The following is a 21115-nucleotide window of genomic DNA, read 5'->3' as shown; positions in this document are numbered from 1 at the left end:
GCTCACGTCATCCCCGCGCAGAAGCTCTGAATGCGGCGGCAGGCCTCCTCCAGCTGCGCCTCCGAAGTGGCGTAGCTTACCCGGAAGTTCGGGCTGAGGCCGAAGGCCGCGCCAAAGACCACCGCGACGCCGGTCTCTTCCAGCAGCGCCGTGGCAAAGGCCTCGTCATCGGCGATCACCGTGCCGCCGGCGCTGGTCTTGCCGATCAGACCGGCGATCGAGGGATAGACGTAAAAGGCGCCTTCCGGGTTCGGGCAGGTCACGCCCTCGGCGGCATTCAGCATCCGCACCACCAGATCGCGGCGGCCGGAAAACAGCGTGACATTGTCGGCCAGGAAATCCTGCGGCCCGGTCAGCGCCTCGACCGCCGCCCATTGCGAGATGGTGCAGGGGTTCGACGTCGATTGCGACTGGATCTTGCGCATCGCGGCGATCAGAGGTTTCGGCCCGGCGGCATAGCCGATCCGCCAGCCGGTCATCGCATAGGCCTTGGACACGCCGTTGCAGGTCAGCGTGCGGTCATAAAGCCCCGGCTCGACCTGCGCCGGCGTGCAGAATTCGAAATCGTCGTAGGCCAGATGCTCGTACATGTCGTCGGTCATCACATGCACATGCGGATGCCGCATCAGCACTTCGGTCAGCGCCTTGAGCGCGGCGCGGTCATAGCCCGCCCCGGTGGGGTTCGACGGAGAGTTGAAAATCAGCCACTTGGTCTTGTCGGTGATCGCCGCCTCGAGCTGATCCGCTGTCAGCTTGAAGCCGTTCTCGAGCGCGGTTTCGGCAATCACCGGCGTGCCGCCGGCCAGCAGCACCATGTCGGGATAGCTCACCCAGTAAGGCGCGGGGATCACCACCTCGTCGCCGGGGTTCAACGTGGCCATCAGCGCATTATAGAGGATCTGCTTGCCGCCCGAGGCAACGCTGACCTGATCGGGCGTATAGCTCAGCCCGTTCTCGCGGGCGAATTTCTCGCAGATCGCCGCTTTCAGCTCGGGGATGCCGTCGGGCGCGGTGTATTTCGTCTTGCCGGCCTCGATGGCGGCAATGCCGGCCTGCTTGATGTTGTCCGGCGTGTCGAAATCCGGCTCGCCGGCACCAAGGCCGATCACATCGCGGCCCGCGGCGCGCAATTCGGCGGCCTTGGTGGTGACGGCGATGGTGGGCGAGGGTTTGACACGGGCAAGCGTGTCGGAAAGCAGGGACATCGGGTCGGGCCTGTGGTTTGTAACTCAACGACATCCGTCTTAGATTGCGCGGGAAGGCCGTTCAAGCGGGATCGGCAGCGAGGAGCATGAGATGCAGGACGACACCACCGACTGGTATGGCCCCGAAGCGGCAACCTTCGGCGACCGGCTGGCCGCCGCGCGCGACCAGGCCGGGATGACACAGACCGATCTGGCCAAGCGCCTGGGGGTCAAGCTGAGCACCCTGAAGAAATGGGAGGACGACCTGCTTGAACCGCGGGCCAACCGGCTCTCGATCATGGCGGGCGTGCTCAATGTCTCGCTGGTGTGGCTGCTGACCGGCGAAGGCGAAGGCGTGTCGGACCCCGACGACACCGACCTGATGACCCCCGACATCAATGACCTGCTGATCGAGCTGCGCGAGATGAAGGCGACGATGAAGGCCAATGCGGAAAAGCTCGGCCGGCTTGAGAAGAAACTGCGCCTGAAGCTCTCCGAGGCGGTGACATGAGCAGCGGCGAAGCGCGCGAGGCGCGGATCAAGCGGCTGCGCATGCGGTCGATGCGGCGCGGCATCAAGGAGATGGACCTGATCCTGGTGGCCTATGCCGAGGCGCGGCTGGTGGCGATGGATGCGCCCGCGCTCGACCGCTACGATGCGCTGTTGTCGGAAAACGACCAGGATCTCTATCAATGGGTCTCGGGCCAGATGACACCGCCACCCGCCCATGCCGCATTGATCGCCGACATCCGCGATGTGGCCCTTTCGGCGGCGGGCGGCGTGGGACAGACCGGCCGGGTCGGGTAATTCCTTCCGCCTTTAACGCTTTTTTCGGGATTTTCCTGCAACTTGCCCGAAAGAAGACGCATGGCGGAGATCCTTATGAGCTTGCATTCCTCCCTGCCCGCACCCGGCAATGCGGGCTTCATGGCCAATTATCTCGAAGCGCTCGCGCTCGTCGAACGGTTGCACCGGCTGCTGCTGGATGTGATCAAGGACGAGTTCGAGCGGGTTGGCGTGCTTGAAATCAACGCGGTCCAGGCGCTGTTGCTGTTCAATATCGGCGACCACGAGGTGACCGCCGGCGAGCTGAAGAGCCGTGGCTATTACCAGGGCTCCAATGTCAGCTACAATCTCAAGAAACTCGTCGAAGCCGGATACATGCACCATCAGCGCTGCGAGATCGACCGGCGCTCGGTGCGTGTGCGGCTGACGCCCAAGGGCCGCGACATCCGCGATGTGGTGTCGCAGCTCTTTGCCCGCCATGCCGAGGGGCTCCAGGCGCGCGGCGTGCTCGGCCCCGAAGGGATCACCGAGATCACCACATCGCTGCGCCGGGTCGAACGCTACTGGACCGACCAGATCCGCTACATCTACTGAACGGGGCTTGCGCGGGCCGGCGGCTCAGCGCTGGATGCTTTCGAGATATTCCATCAGCGCCACCAGCTTGCGCGGCGTCGGTGTCGGCCTGCCATCGCCGACATCCACCGGGATCAGATCGCCGCGCAACAGCTCGCCGAACTCCGGCATGCCGGCGCCGGGAAAATCGACCCGGGAATAGCCATCGAGGGTCGAGAGCACCTCGGCCCGGGGAAAGCGGCCGCCATTGCGGGCGCTGATCCGCGTGAGATCGGCCGGCCCGGGCTTCAACCCCGCCCCCGCAGGACCGTCCCCCAAGCCCTGCCGGCCATGGCACAGGGCACAATTTTCGACAAACAGCCTGCGGCCATCATCCGGTTCCGGCATTTCGTTCGGTTTGCAGGCCGCAAGGGCGGCCAAGGCGGCAAGGCCAAGGCCGAGACGTTGAATCGGGGTCATTTTTTATCCTGTTGCTCGATTGAGTTGAGAGTCGCAAACCGCATTGCGGACCGCAATGGCAAAGAGGCTGGCGTCCCGCGCAGATCCCGCGATAGTGTGCCGCAGTAATTCGAGGAGATGGCCGATGCCGATCTATGCCCTGACCATGCTTGCCGCCGGGTTCGGCATTCCGCTGCTCGCCGCGCTGAACGCCGCACTGGGCCAGCGCATGAGCTCGCCCGCGGCGGCCGCGACGATCCTGTTCTGCGTGGCGCTGACGGCGACGATCGCCGTATTGGCGGTCACCGGCCCGGCGGCGCTGGCGCGGGCGGCGGGCGCGCCGCGGCACCTGTTCCTGGCCGGGCTTTTCGTCGCCTTCTACGTGCTCACCGTCACCTGGGTGGCGCCAAAATTCGGGGTCGGAAACGCGGTGTTCTTTGTCCTTCTGGGGCAATTGGTCAGCGCCGCCGCGATCGATCATTTCGGCCTCTTTACCGCGCAGGTCTCGCCCCTCACCTTCACCCGCGCGCTGGGCATCGGCGTCATGGGCATCGGCGTCTGGATCACGCAACAGGCCTGAGCGCCGCCGCTCAATGCGCCATGAAGACCGGCAGCTGCGCGCTTTCAAGCATTTCGCGCGTCGCCCCGCCAAAGATCGCTTCGCGGAACCGCGAATGGCCGTAGGCCCCCATCACCAGCAGGTCGGCCCCCATGTCGGTGCAATAACGGCTCAGCACGTCAGACACCCGTGGCAGCGACCGTGACAGGATGTCGATCTCGACCTTGACCCCGTGGCGCGCCAGATATTGCGACAACAGCCCGCCCGGATCCGAGCGGTTGGGCCCGTGCACCGGCGGATCGACGACGACCACCGCCACCCGCTCGGCCGCCATCAGCAACGGCAAGGCCGCGCGCACCGTGCGCAGCGCCTCGGCGCTTTCGTTCCAGGCAACCGCTATGCGTTTCGGCATGCTCCGCAGCTCTGCGCCGTCGGGCATCACCAGAACCGGCACCTGCGCCCCGAACAAGGCGCCCTCGATCACCGCTTCCTGATCGAAACCGCCATCCTCACCGTAGGGTTGCGGCAGGATCGCCAGGTCCGAGAACCGGCCGTGGCCGGCAACGAACCGACCCAGATCGCCGGATTGCGCCATGGCGGCATCGCTGCTCCAGTGCAGATCGGTCCGGTCCAGCCAGTCCCGCACCGCCTCGTCCACCGCCTTGGCCTCGGCCGAGGCCCGGCTCAGCGTCTCTTGCAGGATCACCGCATTGGCGCCGGCAAAGTAATATCCGCCCTGGCTGGTGTCGATGCCCAGGCAGAGCACCTCGAGATGCGCCTCGAACAGCCGCGCCACATCGGCGGCCTGGGGCAGAACGGAACTGTCCAGCTTCGGATTGGTGAGAACCGTGAACACGGATTTGTAGGTCATGGGTGTCTCCTTCCCGTTGTCGCTGCACGTTAGCCGCCTGCATCGCAGCCTCGCCTTGAGCCACGTCAAACCGGGGCGGCGAAAGTATTGACCCAGATCAAGGCAGCTTTCGCCCGGCAGGCGCAGAAACGCCCCCATCCGTATTTGCCCCGCCGGACAACGAATCGCGCGGGGCCAGACGAAGGGACGAACAATGTCTAATTATATCAAGCTGGCGGCGCTTGGTCTGCTGGTGCTTTTTTCGGCGCTGGCGGCCAATTTCGCGCGCGACCTGGCCTATCAGGTCCACGCCGTCCTGATCCTCGTGATCAGCGGCGGGCTGTTTCTCTGGGTTCTGCGCAACACCGACGAGGACCCACCCGAACCCGCGATCGAAACCGCCTATATGGACGGCGTCGTGCGCTACGGGGTGATCGCCACCGCTGTCTGGGGCGTGGTGGGCTTTCTCGTGGGCACCTTCATCGCCTTTCAGCTGGCCTTTCCGGGGCTGAACTTCGACTGGTCGGAGGGTTATACCAACTTTGGCCGGCTGCGGCCGCTGCACACCTCGGCGGTGATCTTCGCCTTTGGCGGCAACGCGCTTATCGCCACATCGTTCTACGTGGTCCAGCGCACCAGCGCGGCGCGGCTCTGGGGCGGCAATGCCGCTTGGTTCGTCTTCTGGGGCTATCAACTCTTTATCGTCCTGGCCGCCACCGGCTATCTGCTCGGCGCCACACAATCCAAGGAATACGCCGAGCCGGAATGGTACATCGACCTCTGGCTGACCGTGGTCTGGCTGGTTTATCTCGCGGTCTTTCTCGGCACGATCATCCGCCGCCGCGAGCCGCATATCTACGTGGCCAACTGGTTCTACCTCGCCTTCATCGTCACCGTGGCGATGCTGCATGTGGTCAACAACCTCTCGATCCCGGTGTCGATCTGGGGCTCGAAATCGGTGCAGGTCTTCTCGGGCGTGCAGGATGCCATGGTGCAATGGTGGTACGGCCACAACGCCGTGGGCTTCTTTCTGACCGCGGGCTTCCTGGGCATGATGTACTACTTCATCCCGAAACAGGCCGAACGCCCGGTGTTCAGCTACAAGCTCAGCATCATCCACTTCTGGGCGCTGATCTTTCTCTATATCTGGGCCGGTCCGCACCACCTGCATTACACCGCCCTGCCCGACTGGGCCTCGACGCTGGGCATGGTGTTCTCGATCGTGCTCTGGATGCCGTCCTGGGGCGGCATGATCAACGGGCTGATGACGCTGTCGGGGGCCTGGGACAAGCTGCGCACCGATCCGGTGATCCGCATGATGGTGATCTCGGTTGGCTTCTACGGCATGTCGACCTTCGAAGGGCCGATGATGTCGATCCGCGCAGTCAACTCGCTGAGCCATTACACCGACTGGACCATCGGCCACGTGCATTCCGGCGCCTTGGGCTGGAACGGCATGATCACCTTTGGCGCGCTCTATTACCTGGTGCCGAAACTGTGGAACCGCGAGCGGCTCTATTCGCTGAGCCTGGTCAACTGGCACTTCTGGCTCGCCACCATCGGCATCGTGCTCTACGCCGCCTCGATGTGGGTGACCGGCATCATGGAAGGGCTGATGTGGCGCGAGGTGGATGCCAATGGCTTCCTGGTGAACTCCTTCGCCGACACCGTGGCCGCGAAGCTTCCGATGTACGTGGTGCGTGGTCTGGGCGGGGTCCTGTTCCTCGCCGGTGCGCTGATCATGTGTTTCAACCTGTGGATGACTGTGAAACGCAGCCCGGCCGCCGAGGCCCCTGCCGCCGCAGCCCATGCCACGCCGGCCGAATGAGGAGGACCGGAGATGGCTACTGACAAACCCGCAATGCCCGCATCCGCCACGGCGATTGGCGAACGACCGCGCCGCCGCTCACTCCTGGATCGGCACAAGATCCTCGAGAAAAACGCCACCCTGCTGCTGATCTTCAGCTTCCTGGTGGTGACCATCGGCGGGCTGGTGCAGATCGTGCCGCTGTTCTACCTCGACAACACCATCGAAAAGGTCGAGGGCATGCGCCCCTATACCCCGCTGGAGCTGGTCGGGCGCGACATCTATGTGCGCGAGGGCTGTTATTCCTGCCACAGCCAGATGATCCGGCCGATGCGCGACGAGGTCGAGCGGTATGGCCATTACTCGCTGGCGGCGGAATCGATGTATGATCACCCGTTCCAATGGGGCTCCAAACGGACCGGGCCGGACCTGGCCCGCGTCGGCGGGCGCTATTCCGACGACTGGCACGTCGATCACTTCCGCGATCCGCAATCGGTGGTGCCGGAATCGGTGATGCCGAAATACGACCAGCTCGAACGGACGCTGATCGACGGGCGCCATGTCGATGAGCTGATGGCCACCCACCGCTTCGTCGGCGTGCCCTACAGCAGCGAAATGATCGAGGCGGCAGAGGCCGATTTTCGGGCGCAGGCCGATCCCGACAGCGATTACGACGGGCTGTTCGACCGCTACGGCGAAGGTGTCAACCTGCGCAATTTCGACGGGGCGCCGGGGGTTTCCGAAGCCGACGCGCTGATCGCCTATCTTCAGATGCTGGGCACGCTGGTCGATTTCTCGACCTTCACGCCCGCTGCAAGCCGCTAAGGAGGCACTGACATGGAGAATTATTCCTTTCTGCGCGAACTGGCCGACAGCTGGGGCCTTCTGGTGCTCTTCACCTTCTTCGTCGGCATGGTGCTCTGGGTGCTGCGCCCCGGCAGCCGCGCCGCCCATCGCGACTGCGCCGCCATCCCGCTGCGCCACGATGACAAACCTGCCGCCGCAGAGGACAAGGAGGCACGGACATGAGCCGGACACCGCCGAAACAGACGGGCGATCCCGAAACCACCGGCCACAGCTGGGACGGGATCGAGGAGTTCAACAATCCGCTGCCGCGCTGGTGGCTCTGGGCCTTCTACGCCACGATTGTCTGGGGCGTGGGATACACCATCGCCTATCCGGCCTGGCCGGGGATTACCAAGGCCACGGCCGGCGTGCTGGGCTATTCCACCCGCGCCGAAGTGGCCAGCGAGATCGCCGCCGTCGACGCCGCCAACGCCGCGACCAACGCACGGCTCGAAACCACCGATCTGACCGCCATCGCCGCCGATCCCGCGCTTCTGAGCTATGCCACCAATGCCGGCGCTGCGGTGTTTCGCACCTGGTGCGCGCAATGCCACGGCTCGGGTGCGGCCGGCGCGCAGGCCGGTGGCTATCCCAATCTGCTCGACGATGACTGGCTCTGGGGCGGCGATATCACGGCCATCCACGAGACGATCTCTTACGGCATCCGCAATGAGGAAAACCCCGATGCGCGGTTTTCGATGATGCCGGCCTTTGGCCGCGATGAACTGCTCGAAGGCGAAGAGATCAGCCAGGTGGTCAACTACGTGATGTCGCTTTCCGGCCCACCGCAGGATGCCGGCGAAGTGGCGGCCGGGGCCCAGGTCTTTGCCGATCAATGCGCGTCCTGCCACGGAGCGGACGGCTCCGGCGACCGGATGCAGGGCGCCCCCGATCTGACCGATGCGATCTGGCTGTATGGCGGCGATTTCGCGCGGCTGGTTGAGACGGTGCACAATGCCCGCTACGGCGTCATGCCGGCGTGGCAGGGACGGTTGACCGAGGCGCAGATCCGCGCGGTCTCGGCCTATGTGCACGGGTTGGGCGGCGGCGAGGCGCCACCGGCCGAATAGCCCCGGAACAGCCGGGACGGCCCTGCCGTCTCGTGCTGGCGTGGGGGCCCTGTCGGGGAACCGTGACGCCCGAGACCCCGCACAGGGCCCCTGTGTTCAAAGCCAAAGGCCGCCGGAACCGGCGGCCTTTCCGCGTCAGAGATAACGCCGGCCGAACGGCACCTGATGCCGCCGCCAGCGCCCGGTCCGCCAGGGCCAGCGAAGCGCACCGGGCTTGGCGCGGGGCTCATCCATTGTCGTCGCCGAACAACCGGCGGCGGGTCTCGAAAGACCAGTGGAAGGGCGCGCGCTGCTGGATGTCGCGGCGCGGCGGCTCTTCCTTGCGATAGCCCGCATCACGATCCTCGAGATAGGTTGCGCGCTTGAAGACATCTGCAAAAATTCCGAACATGTCAGCCTCCTGATACCTTGGGGATATGCAGATAATATGCGCTATTGACGGCGCTCAGGCGAGGCAGGAATAATTCATTCATGTAAGATAGGATTACATGATGGATTGGACTGCCCTGCCCCCGCTGGCCGCCCTGCGCGCCTTTGCCGCCTTTGCCGATGCCGGCGCGGTGCAGCCCGCGGGCGCCGCGCTCAATGTCAGCCACGCGGCGATCAGCCAGCAGATCCGCAATCTCGAGGCGCATCTCGGCCTTACCCTGCTCGACCGGTCGGGCCGCCGCATGGTGCTGACGCCCGAGGGCCAGCGGCTGGCCGATGCCCTGCTCGACGGGCTTGGCGGCGTTGCCCGGGTCTGTGACGAGCTTACCGGGCGCGATGCCGACCGGCCGCTGACGGTATCGGCGACACCGAGCTTTGCCTCGTCCTGGCTGATGCCGCGGCTGGCGGATTTCCGGGCGGCGAACCCCGCGATCAGCCTGATGATCGACCCCACCGCCGAGGTGAAGCCGATCGAACCCGGCGGCATCGATGTGGCGCTGCGGTACGGCTCGGGCGAATGGCCCGGGCTCGAAGCCGAACTGCTGGTGCAATCACCGATCGCGGTGGTGGCGGCGACCTCGCTGGTGGGCATGCGAGACTTCGACGATCTGAACGATCTGCGCGCCTTTCACTGGCTCCAGGAGCTGGGCACCAACGAGGCGACCGAATGGTTCGCCCGGCTCGGCGTCGGCCGCAACCGCGCCATGGGCATCTCTTCCCTGCCCGGCAACCTGATGATCGAGGCGGCGCGGCAGGGCCAGGGCATCGCCATCACCGCGCGGGTCTTTGTCGAGGAGGATGTCGCCGCCGGCCGGCTGCGGGTGCTGTTCGAGGATGTGCGCAAGAAAGGCTATTTCATCGTCACCCGCCCCGGTGTCCAGCGCCCGCCGCTGCGGCGTTTCGTGGCATGGCTGCGCCAGCAGGGCAAGGCACAGGGCATGGTGTCGGGCTGAACATAAAGGGGGACCGGGCGGCGCAGTTTGACTCAGGTCAAAGCCGTGGCGCGGCGCAACGTCCAAAAGGACGCAAACGCAGCACCCGGAGCCCCCTCTTGACCGATACGACAGAGCAAAGCCTCTACAAGTCGCGCGAACCGATTTTTCCCAAGCGCGTCTCGGGCAGGTTCCGCAATCTGAAATGGGCGATCATGGCGGTCACCCTGGGCATCTATTATCTGGTGCCCTGGATTCGCTGGGACCGCGGCCCCAGCCTGCCCGATCAGGCGGTGCTGATCGACCTGGCCGGCCGGCGGTTCTATTTCTTCTGGATCGAGATCTGGCCGCATGAATTCTATTTCGTCGCCGGGCTGCTGATCATGGCCGGTCTCGGCCTCTTCCTCTTTACCTCGGCGCTGGGCCGGGTCTGGTGCGGCTATGCCTGCCCGCAGACCGTCTGGACCGATCTTTTCATGCTGGTCGAACGTTGGATCGAGGGCGACCGAAACGCCCAGTTGCGCCTGCACCGTCAGGCCATGAGCCTGCGCAAGGCCCGGCTGCGGCTGACGAAATGGGCGATCTGGCTGCTGATCGGGTTGGGCACCGGCGGCGCCTGGGTGTTCTATTTCGCCGATGCGCCGACGCTCCTGCGCGATCTGGTGACCGGCCAGGCCCATCCGGTGGCCTATACCACCATGGCGATCCTGACGCTGACCACCTTTGTCTTTGGCGGCTTGGCCCGCGAACAGATCTGCATCTACGCCTGCCCCTGGCCGCGCATCCAGGCGGCGATGATGGACGAGGACACGCTGACCGTCGGCTACCGCGCCTGGCGCGGTGAGCCGCGCGGCAAGGGCAACACCCGCCGTCAGAAGAAGAACAAGGCGCTGTCGCTGAAAATCGCCGCCGAAGAGGCCGCCACCGGGCGCACCGCGCCGGCCTATCCCTCGACACCGATGCCCTATGCCGCACCGATCCTGCCGCAGCCGCTGGCCGATCAGCCGCCCGGCGATTGCATCGACTGCATGGCCTGCGTCAACGTCTGCCCGATGGGGATCGACATCCGCAACGGCCAGCAGATGGAATGCATCACCTGTGCGCTCTGCATCGATGCCTGCGACGACGTGATGGCCAGGATCGGCAAGCCCCGCGGGCTGATCGACTACATGGCACTGACCGACGAAGCCGCGGAACGCGCCGGCGGCACGCCCCGGCCGGTCTGGCGCCATGTCTTCCGGCCGCGCACCGTGCTGTATACCACGCTCTGGGGCGGGGTCGGGCTGCTGCTGCTCTTTGCGCTCTTTATCCGGCCCGAGATCGACATGACAGTCGCCCCGGTGCGCAACCCGACCTTTGTCACCCTGTCGGACGGGGCGACCCGCAACACCTACGAGGTGCGGCTGCGCAACAAACATGGCATGGCGCAGCCCTTCCGGCTCTCGGTGGCCGGCGACCCGGCGCTGCGGCTCGAGGTCGAAGGCGCCACGGACACGACCGTCACCGTTCCCGCCGACAGCACGCAATTGCACAAGGTCCATGTGATCGCGCCCGCCGCCGCGGCCCCGGCCCGGCGGGCACGCAGCGATATCCGGCTCTGGGCCGAAGACACCGAGAGCGGCGAACGCAGCTTCGAAGACACCGTCTTCAACGGCAAGGAGAACTGAGATGACATCCGCGATGCGGAAACTCACCGGCTGGCACGTATTGGCAATCTTCACCGCCGCCTTTGGCGTGATCATCGGCGTCAACCTGACCCTGGCCTTCAATGCGGTCGCGACCTTTCCGGGGCTCGAGACCGGCAATTCCTATGTCGCCAGCCAAAGCTTCGATGCCAGACGCGACGCGCAGCAGGCGCTGGGCTGGACCGTCACCGCCACCGCAGATGACGGCAGGGTGGTGCTGGCGATCGAGGATGCCGAGGGCCGGCCGGTGCAGGTGGCCGACCTGCATGCGGTGCTGGGCCGGGCCACCCATGTCAAGGACGACATCGCGCCCGACTTCAGTTTCAACGGTCGCGCCTATGTCGCCGATGCCGAGATTGCACCGGGCAACTGGAACCTGCGGATGACCGCTAAGGCGCCGGACGGCACCGCATTTTCGCAGCGCGTCCTTCTGCGCGGGGAATAGGCCATGACGGTCGCGCTTCGCCCCTCGCCTTCGGCCTGCCCGGCCTGCGCCGCGGCTCCGGCGGCCCAGGCCCTCGGCGCCGCCGAGGCATCCGGACCGCTGGCCCTGTCGCTGCCCACGATCCATTGCGCCGCCTGCATCGCCACGGTCGAACGGGTGTTGAATGCCCAGGCGGGGGTTCGCGAGGCGCGGGTGAACCTGACGCTGAAACGGGTGACGGTTGCGGCCGGGCCCGAAGTCACCCCCGACGCGCTGATCCGGGTGCTGGCGGATGCGGGCTTTGAGGCGCATGAGCTCGACGCCGGGCTGCTCGGCGCCACCGCAACCGACAAGGCCGGGCGCGACCTGCTGATGCGGCTGGCGGTGGCGGGCTTTGCGGCGATGAACGTGATGCTGCTCTCGGTCGCGGTCTGGGCCGGGGCCGAGGGTGCGACGCGCGACATGTTTCACTGGATTTCGGCGGTGATCACCCTGCCCACCATCGGCTTTGCCGCCCAGCCGTTCTTTGTCAGCGCCTGGCGTGCACTCCGCGCCCGGCGGCTCAACATGGATGTGCCGATCTCGCTGGCCATTGCGCTGGCGCTCGCGACCTCGCTCTGGGAGACATGGCTCTCGGGACACCACGCCTATTTCGACGCCGCCATCGCGCTGACCTTCTTCCTGCTGGCCGGCCGCTATCTCGATCACCGCACCCGCGCCATCGCCCGGTCGGCCGCCGAGGAGCTGGCGGCGCTGGAGGTGCCCCGCGCCACCCGCCTGCGCGACGGCGAAGAGACCCAGGTGCCGCTGGGCGCGCTTTCGGTTGGCGACATCGTCCTGGTGCGGCCCGGCGGCCGGATGCCGGTCGATGGCGAGATCCTGGCCGGCAACTCCGAACTCGACCGGTCACTGCTGACGGGCGAGACCCTGCCGGTCTTTGCCGCGCCGGGCATGGCCGTCAGCGCCGGCGAGGTGAACCTCACCGGGCCATTGCAGGTTCGCGCCAGCGGCATTGGCAGCGACAGTGCGCTGCACCGGCTGGCCGATCTGGTGGCCGTGGCGGAATCCGGCCGCGCGCGCTATACCTCGCTGGCCGACAGGGCCGCCCGGCTCTACGCGCCGGGCGTGCACATCCTTTCGGCGCTGGCCTTTATCGGCTGGTTTGCCTGGTCGGGCGACCTGCGGATCGCGCTCAACATCGCGGCCGCCGTGCTGATCATCACCTGCCCCTGCGCGCTGGGCCTCGCGGTGCCGGCGGTGACCACCGCCGCCTCGGGCCGGCTGTTCAAACGCGGCATGCTGATCAAACATGAAACCGCACTCGAACGGCTGGCCCGGGTCGACACCGTGGTGTTCGACAAGACCGGCACGCTGACCGAGGGCCAACCGGTGCTCTCGCACCCCGACAGCCATTCAGACGCGGTGCTGCGCCTGGCTCTGGCGCTGGCCGAATGCTCGGCTCATCCGCTGAGCCAGGCACTGGCCCGCGCCGCGCGCGATCGCGGGCTGCAACCGGACCGGGTCACCCGGCTCCACGAGGTGCCCGGGTTCGGCACCGAAGGGCAGTTCGAGGGCCACATGGTCCGCCTCGGCCGCGCCGCCTGGGCCGGCGCCGGCGACCAGGGCCGCGAGACCGCCGCCTGGCTGACCCTGCCGGATGGCACAACCCACCGCTTCGCCTTTCGCGACGCCCTGCGCCCCGGCGCCGAAGCGGCGGTCGCGGCCTTGCAGGCGGCGGGCCATCGGGTGCTCCTGATGTCGGGCGATTCCCCCGGCCCGGTGGCGGCCATGGCCGCGCGCCTCGGCATCGAGGACTGGACGGCCGAAGCCCGCCCGGAGGACAAGGCGGCGCGCATCCGGGCGCTGAAGGCCCAGGGCGCAAATGTGCTCATGGTCGGCGACGGGCTGAATGACACCGCCGCACTGGCCATGGCCGATGTCTCGATCTCGCCTGCCAGCGCGCTGGATGCGGCGCGGGTGGCCAGCGATATCGTGCTGCTCGGCCGCGATCTTGCTCCCCTGCCCCTGGCGCTGACCACCGCGCGCGCGGCGACCCGGCGCATCCGCGAGAACTTTCGCATTGCCACGCTCTACAACATCCTCGCCGTGCCGCTGGCCGTTGCCGGGCTGGCGACGCCGCTGATCGCCGCGCTGGCAATGTCGACCTCGTCGATCACCGTCTCGCTCAACGCCCTGCGCCTGAGGTCGCCATGAACGTCCTGATCTATCTGATCCCGATCGCGCTGTTCCTCGGCGGTATTGGCCTCGCCGGCTTTGTCTTTACCGTCCGGGCGCGGCAATACGACGATCCCGCGGGCAATGCGCAGCGTATCCTCTGCGACCAATGGGACGACCGGCCCAAACCCTGATCGCCGCTGATGGACGCCGCCCCGCGCTTCATGTTACGGTCCGCGCCGATGAGGCGGAGCAGGCCCGGCAGATGACAGCGTTGAAGGAATTCCAGAGGTTGGAGGCACAGGGTCTCTGGCGCGCCACCGAGGGCGCGCAGCGCCGACATGTGGTGGTCTCTCTGGGCGAAGCGACGCTGGTTCTGAGCGACATGAACGACCAGGCCCTGGCGCATTGGTCGCTGGCGGCGGTGGAACGCGCCAACCCCGGCCAACGCCCTGCCCGCTACTTTCCCAACGGCGATCCCGGCGAAGAGCTCGAGCTTGACGACGACGCCAATGACATGATCGACGCCATCGAGCGGCTGCGGCGCGAGATCATCCGCCGCCGGCCGCGCCAGGGCCGGCTGCGCTGGGGGTTGGGCGCCACGGCGATGGCGGCCTTTCTCGGCCTGGCCGTGTTCTGGCTGCCGGACGCATTGGTCGCCCATACCATGCGGGTGGTGCCGGATGTGAAACGCGATGCCATCGGCCGCGCCCTGCTGACCGAGATTTCGCGCGTCTCCGGCCCCGCCTGCCGCTCGGACACCGCCGTCGCGCAACTGCGCATGCTGAGCCGCCGGGTTCTCGGCCCCGAGCGCGCCGGCGATCTGGTAGTACTGCGCGCCTCGTCCCGCGCGACGGCGCATCTGCCGGGCGGCTTCATCCTGCTTGACCGGCGCGTGCTCGAGGACACCGAAGACCCCGAGGCCGCCGCCGGCTATGTGCTGGTCGAGAATCTGCGCGCCCAGGCCGAGGATCCGCTCGAGGCGCTGCTGCGGCAGGCTGGGATGATGGCCACCGCGCGCCTGCTGACCACCGGGCAATTGCCCGACGACGCGCTCGAGCGCTTTGCCGTCACCCTGATGGCCGGATCGCCCGAGCCCCTGCCCGACCGGCGCGTGATCGAGGCGTTTCACGCGGCCCGGCTGCACACTGCGCCTTATGCCTATGCGGTTGACTTCACCGGGGAAACCACGCTCCCCCTGATCGAGGCCGATCCGTTGGAAGACGCCGATGCCGCGCCGGTGATGTCGGACAACGACTGGCTGCGCTTGCAGGCGATCTGCGGCGAATAACGCAACTTTCGGAAAGCGAATGGGGCGGGCCCGAAGCCCGCCCTGCCGTCACACCTGCCCTGGCCTTACTTGCGCAGTGAGGCCGAGCGATAGCCGATCCGGTTGCGCACCGTGTCCAGCGCGGCCCTGAGCCGGTCCTGCCGTGCGAAGGGCCCCACCAGAACCATCCGGTGCGGCACGCCGGCGCGGCTGAATTCATTGATCCGTACAGGCAATCCCTCCGCCTGCACCCGACGGATCGCCGCCTGCGCCTTGGCCGGCGTGCTGAAGGTGCCGAGTTGAACATACCGGTGGCTGGCCGGGGCCACGGCGCTCTTGCGGATCGGTTTCGGCGTGTCCTTGCGCACCGCCTCGGGCGCGCTCCGGCGCTGTTGCTCCGGCGCCGCCTCGGGCACTGCCCCGCGTGAGCTGACAAAACCGGCGGCCTGCTGTTCCTTCATCGAGCGATAGGGATAGACAAGCTGGGGGAAGTAATGACTGACCTCTTCGCCGGTCCTCTTGTCGATCAGCCGGCGCGGTACGGTATTTGTCCAGGTCAGCAGCATCTTGCGTCGGCCATCAAGGGTCTGATGCGCGCGGGTGGTGCTCAGCCGGCCGTCGTCGAAGGCACGCTGATACCCTTCCGGCACCGGCACATCGACAGAAGCACCACGGACATAGGCTTCCTTGGGCGCGATGCGCGTCTGGCCGGTGACACGCTGGATGCCGCTGGTGCCGGTAAAGACCTTGACGCCCTGATCGGCCAGACGCACCGCTTTGCCCGTCTCGCGGACCACGACCGTCGGGCCTTTGCTCAGCCCGGCCGGGGTACGCAGCACAGTATTCGGCGGCAGCTGCCCGGCGCGGCGGACGATGACCTTGTTCGCCGGCGCCGGCGCGTTGCGCACGATCGGCGTGGCATGCCGGATCACCGTTTTGCCCGAGGCATCGCGACGCACGCGCCGTTTGGGAGCAACCTGTGCCGGGGCTTGGGTGACCTGACGCGGCGCCGGGGGCTGCGCCACCCTGCGCGGGGCCGGCGCCTGCACCACCCGGCGCGGCGCGGCGGGGGCCGCTGCGGGCGCCGGGCGCTCGGTGACAACCGGCCGGGGCGCGGTTTCGGCGGGGGCGGCCGGCGCGGGTTCGGGCTCTGCAATCGGCGCCGGGGCCGAGGCAACCGGAGCGGGTGCGGCGGCGGGCGCAGAGGCGGTCTGGCCGCAGACCACCTGCCGGTTGCGGTCAACCCGCGGAACCCAGGTGACATTGCCGTCGATCCCGGCACGGATGTACATGCAGCCCCGGCTGTCGACATATTGCCGGCCGGTAAAGGAAGCCGGCGGCAACTCGGCCGGCGCGGCCAGCTCATCGCGGATCTGGGCCACCCCCGAGGTCGCACTTGCCGAAAGTCCAATTGCGACCGCCAACGCCGCACAGATGCTCGATTTATTCATCACCAGTCCCCACAGGTTTGGGGCTCAGCATGACAAAAGGTTGCTATTTAGTAAAGCGGTCTCGGGCCTATTTTGTGCCGAACATCCTGTCACCCGCATCACCTAGACCCGGGATGATATATCCCTGATCATTCAGGCAGCGATCAAGCGAGGCGGTGATGATCGGCACATCGGGATGCGCCTCCTGCATCCGGGCGACGCCTTCGGGCGCGGCAAGCAGGCAGAGAAACCGGATATTGGTCGCCCCGGCCTGCTTGAGCAGGTCGATCGCGGCGGCCGAGGAATTGCCGGTTGCCAACATCGGATCGACGGCGATCACCAGCCGGTCATCGAGGCCGTCGGGCACCTTGAAGTAGTATTGCACCGGTAGCAGTGTCTCTTCATCGCGGTACAGCCCGACAAATCCGACCCGCGCCGATGGCACCAGTTCGAGCACCCCGTCCAGCAGCCCGTTGCCGGCCCGCAGGATCGAGATCAGCGCCAGCTTTTTGCCGTCGAGCACCGGCGCATCCATCATCTCCATCGGAGTTTCCACCTGCTGCGTCGTCATCGGCAGCTCGCGGGTGATCTCATAAGCCAGCAACTGGCTGATTTCGCGCAGCAGGCGACGGAATTCGGCGGTCGAGGTCGCCTTGTCGCGCATCAGGCTGAGCTTGTGCTGCACCAGGGGGTGTTCGACGACGGTCAGATGTTCGGTCATGCGGTTTCCAGTTTCTTCGCGATCCGGTCGCGGGTCGCGTCATCACAGAAGGCCGCCGCGAGGGCGGTCTGGTTGAGGGCCTTGAAGTCGTCTTCGTTCCATTCGAAGACGCGTGCAAGCCCTTCGTATTCCTTGGTCATGTCGGTGTGGAAAAACGGCGGATCATCGGTCGAAACCGTGACCTTGATGCCCCGTTCGCGCAGTTTTTCGATCGGATGCGCGGAAAGCTTGGGGTAGACCCCTAGCATGACATTGGACCCGGGGCAAACCTCGAGCACCACGTCCTTTTCGATCAGTTCGTCAACCAGCGCCAGATCCTCGATCACCCGCACCCCGTGCCCGACGCGCTCGACCCGGAGATCGCGAACCGCCGCCCGCACTTCCTCGGGGCCGCGCCATTCGCCGGCATGGGTGGTCAGCCGCAGACCGGCCTCGCGCGCCATGTCGAAGGAATAGGCGAAATCGCCCTGTTCGCCGGCGTTCTCGTCGCCGCCCATGCCAAAGCCGCAGAGCCAGTCATCTGCGGTTTCGGCAGCGCAGAGCGCCGTCTTCTTGGCCTGCTCCGGCCCGAAGTGCCGCACGCAGGTCACCACACCGCGCAGGGTGATGCCCATTTCGCGCTCGGCCTGATCGGCGGCCTCGCGGATCGCATGCAGATATTCGCGCCAGGCCGCCAGATCGCCGCCGCCGCAGAAATCCGGGCTCAGAAAGGCTTCGGAATAGACAACCCCATGCGCGGCGCTTTCCTCAAGCACCGCCAATGTCAGGCGGCGGTAGTCCTCGGGCGTCTGAAGCACCTGAGTTGCGGCCTCGTAGACCTTGAGAAATTGCAGAAAATCGCGATAGGCGTAATTGCCCCGCTCGTCGAAGACACCGGCGATATCCACAGACTTTTCCCGGGCCAGCCCGGCAATCAGTTTCGGCGGCGCCGCGCCTTCGATGTGGAGATGCAGCTCCGCCTTGGGAAATGTTCGAAAAGTCACAGAAAACTCCGCAGATCAGGGGGGTATTCGACGTCAAGGCGTTCGGATATGGCAGCCGCCACGGCGGTGAAATCGACGATTCCGATGCCTTGGGCGTCCCGGCCGGCGCCCAGAACCGGCACCCGTTCGCGGGTGTGATCAGTGCCAGTCCAGGTCGGATCGTTGCCGTGATCGGCGGTGAGGATCATCAGGTCGTCCGGCCGCAGCCGCGCCAGGATCGGCCCAAGTTCGGCGTCGAACCACTCCAGCGCACGGGCATATCCCGACACGTCTCGGCGGTGACCCCAGAGGCTGTCGAACTCGACAAAATTGGCAAAGACCAAGCCGCCGTCGGGCGCGTGATCGACTTGATGCGCCAGCGCCTGCATCAGCGCGGCATCTGTGCCCTTGGACACCGCGTCGATCCCCTGCATCGAGAAGATATCGCCAATCTTTCCAATCGCATGCACCGCACGGCCCGCGTCCTGCACCCAGTTTGTCAGCACCTTGCCTGGCGGCGTCAGCGCATAGTCGCGGCGGTTGCCGGTGCGCTCGAACGCGCCGGGCGTGCCGACGAAAGGCCGCGCAATCACCCGACCGACGCGCATCGCATGCAGATGCGGCGCAAGCTCCTCGCAAAGCCTGAGCAGGCGCGCGAGGCCGAAATGCTCTTCATGCGCGGCAATCTGAAAAACGCTGTCGGCCGAGGTGTAACAGATCGGCCAGCCGGTGCGCAGGTGCTCTTCGCCAAGCTGCTTGAGGATTTCCGTGCCCGAGGCATGGCAATTGCCCAAAATCCCGTCTGTTCCCGCAAGTTCGGCAGCCAATTGGCTGATATCCTTGGGAAAGGCCGGAACAGTCTTGGGAAAGACCGTCCAGTCCCAGGGCACGGGAAGCCCGGCCAGCTCCCAATGCCCCGACGGCGTGTCCTTGCCGCGCGAATGCTCTGTCGCTGCGCCCCAGAGGCCCTTTGGCGTCGCCTCGAGCCCCGGCGCCGCGTCGCCCGAGGCCAGCCGGCAGGCCGCGCCCAGCCCCAGCCCTTCGAGATGCGGCAGGTGCAGCGGGCCGGAGCGTCCTTCTTCCGCCTCGCCCGCTGCGCAGGCCTGGGCGATATGGGCCAGGGTGTTGGCGCCGGTGTCGGGGATGTCACCATTGAAATAGGCCGCGGCATCCGGCGCCCCGCCGATGCCCAGGGAATCCATCACCACAAGGAAGGCACGCGCCATCAGCTGATCCTTTCGTGTATCAGCGGCGGTTCCGGCGCGGCATCGCCGATGCGGATCGCCGCCCGCACGGCCTGCACCGCCGCATCCGCCTGACTTTCGCGCGCGGCATGGACCCGCGCCAGCGGCTGGCCCTGTGCCACTTGCTCGCCCAGCGACACCACGTCCGACAGGCCGACCGCCGGGTCGACCAGGTCGCTTTCGACCAGACGGCCGCCGCCCAGATGTACCACCGCGAGGCCCAGCGCCTCGCCATCCATCGACGCCACGACGCCCGCTTCCGGCGCCGGGATCTCGCGGATCACCGGCGCCTCGGGCAGAAAGCGCTGCCAGTCCTCGACAAAATGCACCGGGCCGCCCATCGCCTGCACCATGCGGCCGAAATGTTCGGCGGCCTTGCCGGAGCGGATCGCCTCGGCAATCGCTGCCTCGCCCGCCAAGGCATCGCGCGCCAGCCCGCCCGAGGCCAGCAGCGCCCCGCCGAGGCCGCAGGTGATCGCGTGCAGCCGCCCCTCGGCGGCGCCGGTCAGCACCCGCATCGAGACATCGACCTCGAGCGCATTGCCCAGCGCCGGGGCCAACGGCTGCGACATGTCGGTGATCAAGGCCTGGGTCGGGCAGCCGGCGGCATTGGCGGTCGAGACCAGCGCCTGTGCCAGTGCCTGCGCATCGGCGTGCCGTTTCATGAAGGCGCCCGAGCCGAGCTTGACGTCGAGCACCAGCCCCTCGAGCCCCGCTGCCAGCTTCTTGGACAGGATCGAGGCAGTGATCAGGTCGAGGCTATCGACCGTAGCGGTGACGTCGCGCACCGCATAAAGCCGCTTGTCGGCCGGCGCGATCTCGGCGCTGGCGGAAACGATGGCGCAGCCTGCATGGCGCACCACCTCGGAAAATCGCGCCTCGTCGAGCGTCGTGGCGAGCCCGGGAATGCTTTCCATCTTGTCGAGCGTGCCGCCGGTATGGCCGAGGCCACGGCCCGAAATCATCGGCACAAAGGCGCCACAGGCCGCCAACGCCGGCGCCAGCACCAGGCTGACACAATCGCCCACCCCGCCGGTGGAATGCTTGTCGAGCACCGGCCCCGGCAGATCCCAGCGCAGGATATCGCCGCTGTCGCGCATCGCGCGGGTCAGCGCCACGCGGCCGGCCTCGGGCAGCCCGTGCAGGCAGACCGCCATGGCAAAGGCCCCGGCCTGGGCATCGGTCACGCCGCCATCGGCCAGCCCCTGGACGAACCACGTCAGATCGGCCTCGGTCGGGGGATCGCCCCGGCGCAAGGCGGCAAGAATCGCCCGCGCATCGCTCATGTCGCGGCTGCGTCCATATGGGCGGTGGCAAAGGCGCCCGGCAGCAGCTCGGCGATGGTCAGGGCCATTTCCTCGCCGCCCAGCGTCGCCATGGTCACCACCACATCGGGGCCGCTGGCGAATTCCGCCAGCTTCTGCCGGCAGCCGCCGCAGGGGGTCACCGGCGTCGGGCTGTCGGCCACCACATAGGCCGCGTCGAACCGGGTCTGCCCGCCGGCCACCATGGCGGCGAGGGCGCCGGCCTCGGCACAGGTGCCCTCGGGATAGGCCACGTTCTCGACGTTGCAGCCGGCATAGACCGTGCCATCGCCGGCGCGCAGGGCGGCGCCCACCTTGAAACCGGAATATGGCGCATAGGCATTGTCGCGCACGGCACGCGCGGTTTCGGCCAGTTCCATCAAAACCCCCATCGTTCAAACTGCCCGTCATGATCGGGCCGCGCGC

At 66.9% G+C, this 21115-nt stretch carries 24 protein-coding genes; 14 read left to right on the top strand and 10 right to left on the bottom strand.

Translation table 11 applies throughout. The features are described from left to right. Positions 1-2: 2 nt before the first annotated feature. A complete protein-coding gene (locus tag AC0J5K_RS03525) occupies positions 3-1205 on the bottom strand; it encodes a pyridoxal phosphate-dependent aminotransferase (RefSeq protein ID WP_274565627.1) in 1203 nt (400 codons plus the stop codon). A 91-nt stretch (positions 1206-1296) separates the two neighbouring features. Here AC0J5K_RS03525 and AC0J5K_RS03520 point away from each other — a divergent pair, with 91 nt between their 5' ends. From AC0J5K_RS03520 to AC0J5K_RS03510, 3 genes are all read left to right on the top strand, one after another. Beyond that, positions 1297-1695, top strand: coding sequence for a helix-turn-helix domain-containing protein (locus tag AC0J5K_RS03520; RefSeq protein ID WP_048530011.1), 399 nt, complete (start codon positions 1297-1299; stop codon positions 1693-1695). Next, positions 1692-1991: an FAD assembly factor SdhE gene (locus AC0J5K_RS03515; RefSeq protein WP_048530009.1), complete on the top strand. Its 300-nt coding sequence runs from the start codon at positions 1692-1694 to the stop codon at positions 1989-1991. Before AC0J5K_RS03520 ends, AC0J5K_RS03515 begins: the two co-directional genes overlap by 4 nt. Before the next feature lie 75 nt (positions 1992-2066). Next, entirely contained in the window at positions 2067-2564 is a 498-nt protein-coding gene (locus AC0J5K_RS03510; protein WP_048530007.1) for a MarR family winged helix-turn-helix transcriptional regulator, read from the top strand. Positions 2565-2588: 24 nt separating this feature from the next. On the opposite strand, the gene AC0J5K_RS03505 is transcribed toward AC0J5K_RS03510, so the two are convergent. Continuing rightward, positions 2589-3002 (bottom strand): c-type cytochrome, encoded by a 414-nt coding sequence (locus AC0J5K_RS03505; RefSeq protein WP_048530004.1) that lies wholly within the window; start codon positions 3000-3002, stop codon positions 2589-2591. Between the two features lie 124 nt (positions 3003-3126). On the opposite strand from AC0J5K_RS03505, the gene AC0J5K_RS03500 reads away from it, so the two are divergent. After that, positions 3127-3561: a DMT family transporter gene (locus AC0J5K_RS03500; RefSeq protein WP_048530003.1), complete on the top strand. Its 435-nt coding sequence runs from the start codon at positions 3127-3129 to the stop codon at positions 3559-3561. A 10-nt stretch (positions 3562-3571) separates the two neighbouring features. Here AC0J5K_RS03500 and AC0J5K_RS03495 read toward each other — a convergent pair whose 3' ends face one another. Beyond that, positions 3572-4411, bottom strand: coding sequence for a universal stress protein (locus AC0J5K_RS03495; RefSeq protein WP_274565628.1), 840 nt, complete (start codon positions 4409-4411; stop codon positions 3572-3574). A 193-nt stretch (positions 4412-4604) separates the two neighbouring features. On the opposite strand from AC0J5K_RS03495, the gene ccoN reads away from it, so the two are divergent. Genes ccoN through ccoP form a run of 4 tightly spaced genes read left to right on the top strand, consistent with a single transcriptional unit; the run spans position 4605 to position 8113 of the window. Beyond that, on the top strand, positions 4605-6218 hold the full coding sequence (ccoN, locus tag AC0J5K_RS03490; protein WP_048529999.1) for a cytochrome-c oxidase, cbb3-type subunit I: 1614 nt from the start codon (positions 4605-4607) through the stop codon (positions 6216-6218). A gap of 33 nt (positions 6219-6251) precedes the next feature. Then, positions 6252-7022 carry a cytochrome-c oxidase, cbb3-type subunit II gene (gene ccoO, locus AC0J5K_RS03485; RefSeq protein WP_274565701.1) on the top strand — a complete coding sequence of 257 codons (771 nt, stop codon included), beginning with the start codon at positions 6252-6254 and terminating at the stop codon, positions 7020-7022. Between the two features lie 12 nt (positions 7023-7034). Further along, positions 7035-7226: a cbb3-type cytochrome oxidase subunit 3 gene (locus tag AC0J5K_RS03480; protein ID WP_274565629.1), complete on the top strand. Its 192-nt coding sequence runs from the start codon at positions 7035-7037 to the stop codon at positions 7224-7226. Next, on the top strand, positions 7223-8113 hold the full coding sequence (gene ccoP, locus AC0J5K_RS03475) for a cytochrome-c oxidase, cbb3-type subunit III (RefSeq protein WP_274565630.1): 891 nt from the start codon (positions 7223-7225) through the stop codon (positions 8111-8113). Before AC0J5K_RS03480 ends, ccoP begins: the two co-directional genes overlap by 4 nt. 226 nt (positions 8114-8339) lie before the next feature. Here ccoP and AC0J5K_RS03470 read toward each other — a convergent pair whose 3' ends face one another. Further along, a complete protein-coding gene (locus AC0J5K_RS03470; protein ID WP_158499009.1) occupies positions 8340-8504 on the bottom strand; it encodes a hypothetical protein in 165 nt (54 codons plus the stop codon). A gap of 100 nt (positions 8505-8604) precedes the next feature. Here AC0J5K_RS03470 and AC0J5K_RS03465 point away from each other — a divergent pair, with 100 nt between their 5' ends. The 6 genes from AC0J5K_RS03465 (at position 8605) to AC0J5K_RS03440 (ending at position 15049) form a co-directional block, all read left to right on the top strand. Next, entirely contained in the window at positions 8605-9495 is an 891-nt protein-coding gene (locus tag AC0J5K_RS03465) for a LysR family transcriptional regulator (protein WP_274565631.1), read from the top strand. 98 nt (positions 9496-9593) lie between these two features. Beyond that, positions 9594-11141, top strand: a complete 1548-nt coding sequence (gene ccoG, locus AC0J5K_RS03460) for a cytochrome c oxidase accessory protein CcoG (RefSeq protein WP_274565632.1) — start codon at positions 9594-9596, stop codon at positions 11139-11141. Position 11142: 1 nt separating this feature from the next. Further along, positions 11143-11604 carry a FixH family protein gene (locus tag AC0J5K_RS03455; RefSeq protein WP_274565633.1) on the top strand — a complete coding sequence of 154 codons (462 nt, stop codon included), beginning with the start codon at positions 11143-11145 and terminating at the stop codon, positions 11602-11604. Positions 11605-11607: 3 nt separating this feature from the next. Next, a complete protein-coding gene (locus AC0J5K_RS03450; protein ID WP_274565634.1) occupies positions 11608-13797 on the top strand; it encodes a heavy metal translocating P-type ATPase in 2190 nt (729 codons plus the stop codon). Further along, a complete protein-coding gene (gene ccoS, locus AC0J5K_RS03445) occupies positions 13794-13952 on the top strand; it encodes a cbb3-type cytochrome oxidase assembly protein CcoS (protein ID WP_274565635.1) in 159 nt (52 codons plus the stop codon). The genes AC0J5K_RS03450 and ccoS overlap by 4 nt, the downstream gene beginning before the upstream one ends. A gap of 71 nt (positions 13953-14023) precedes the next feature. Continuing rightward, positions 14024-15049 carry a hypothetical protein gene (locus tag AC0J5K_RS03440; RefSeq protein ID WP_274565636.1) on the top strand — a complete coding sequence of 342 codons (1026 nt, stop codon included), beginning with the start codon at positions 14024-14026 and terminating at the stop codon, positions 15047-15049. Between the two features lie 65 nt (positions 15050-15114). On the opposite strand, the gene AC0J5K_RS03435 is transcribed toward AC0J5K_RS03440, so the two are convergent. The 6 genes from AC0J5K_RS03435 to AC0J5K_RS03410 form a co-directional block, all read right to left on the bottom strand. Further along, on the bottom strand, positions 15115-16479 hold the full coding sequence (locus AC0J5K_RS03435) for an SPOR domain-containing protein (RefSeq protein WP_274565637.1): 1365 nt from the start codon (positions 16477-16479) through the stop codon (positions 15115-15117). A 67-nt stretch (positions 16480-16546) separates the two neighbouring features. Next, positions 16547-17179 (bottom strand): uracil phosphoribosyltransferase, encoded by a 633-nt coding sequence (gene upp / locus AC0J5K_RS03430; protein ID WP_048529974.1) that lies wholly within the window; start codon positions 17177-17179, stop codon positions 16547-16549. Beyond that, entirely contained in the window at positions 17176-18162 is a 987-nt protein-coding gene (locus tag AC0J5K_RS03425) for an adenosine deaminase (RefSeq protein WP_274565638.1), read from the bottom strand. The genes upp and AC0J5K_RS03425 overlap by 4 nt, the downstream gene beginning before the upstream one ends. Then, positions 18159-19367 (bottom strand): phosphopentomutase, encoded by a 1209-nt coding sequence (locus tag AC0J5K_RS03420; protein ID WP_274565639.1) that lies wholly within the window; start codon positions 19365-19367, stop codon positions 18159-18161. Before AC0J5K_RS03420 ends, AC0J5K_RS03425 begins: the two co-directional genes overlap by 4 nt. Next, positions 19367-20671: a thymidine phosphorylase gene (locus AC0J5K_RS03415; RefSeq protein ID WP_274565640.1), complete on the bottom strand. Its 1305-nt coding sequence runs from the start codon at positions 20669-20671 to the stop codon at positions 19367-19369. The genes AC0J5K_RS03420 and AC0J5K_RS03415 overlap by 1 nt, the downstream gene beginning before the upstream one ends. Further along, entirely contained in the window at positions 20668-21069 is a 402-nt protein-coding gene (locus AC0J5K_RS03410; protein ID WP_274565641.1) for a cytidine deaminase, read from the bottom strand. Before AC0J5K_RS03410 ends, AC0J5K_RS03415 begins: the two co-directional genes overlap by 4 nt. Between the last annotated feature and the right edge of the window lie 46 nt (positions 21070-21115).

The organism is Marinovum sp. E3 (assembly GCF_055755275.1).
This window is presented reverse-complemented; position numbering and strand designations above follow the sequence as displayed.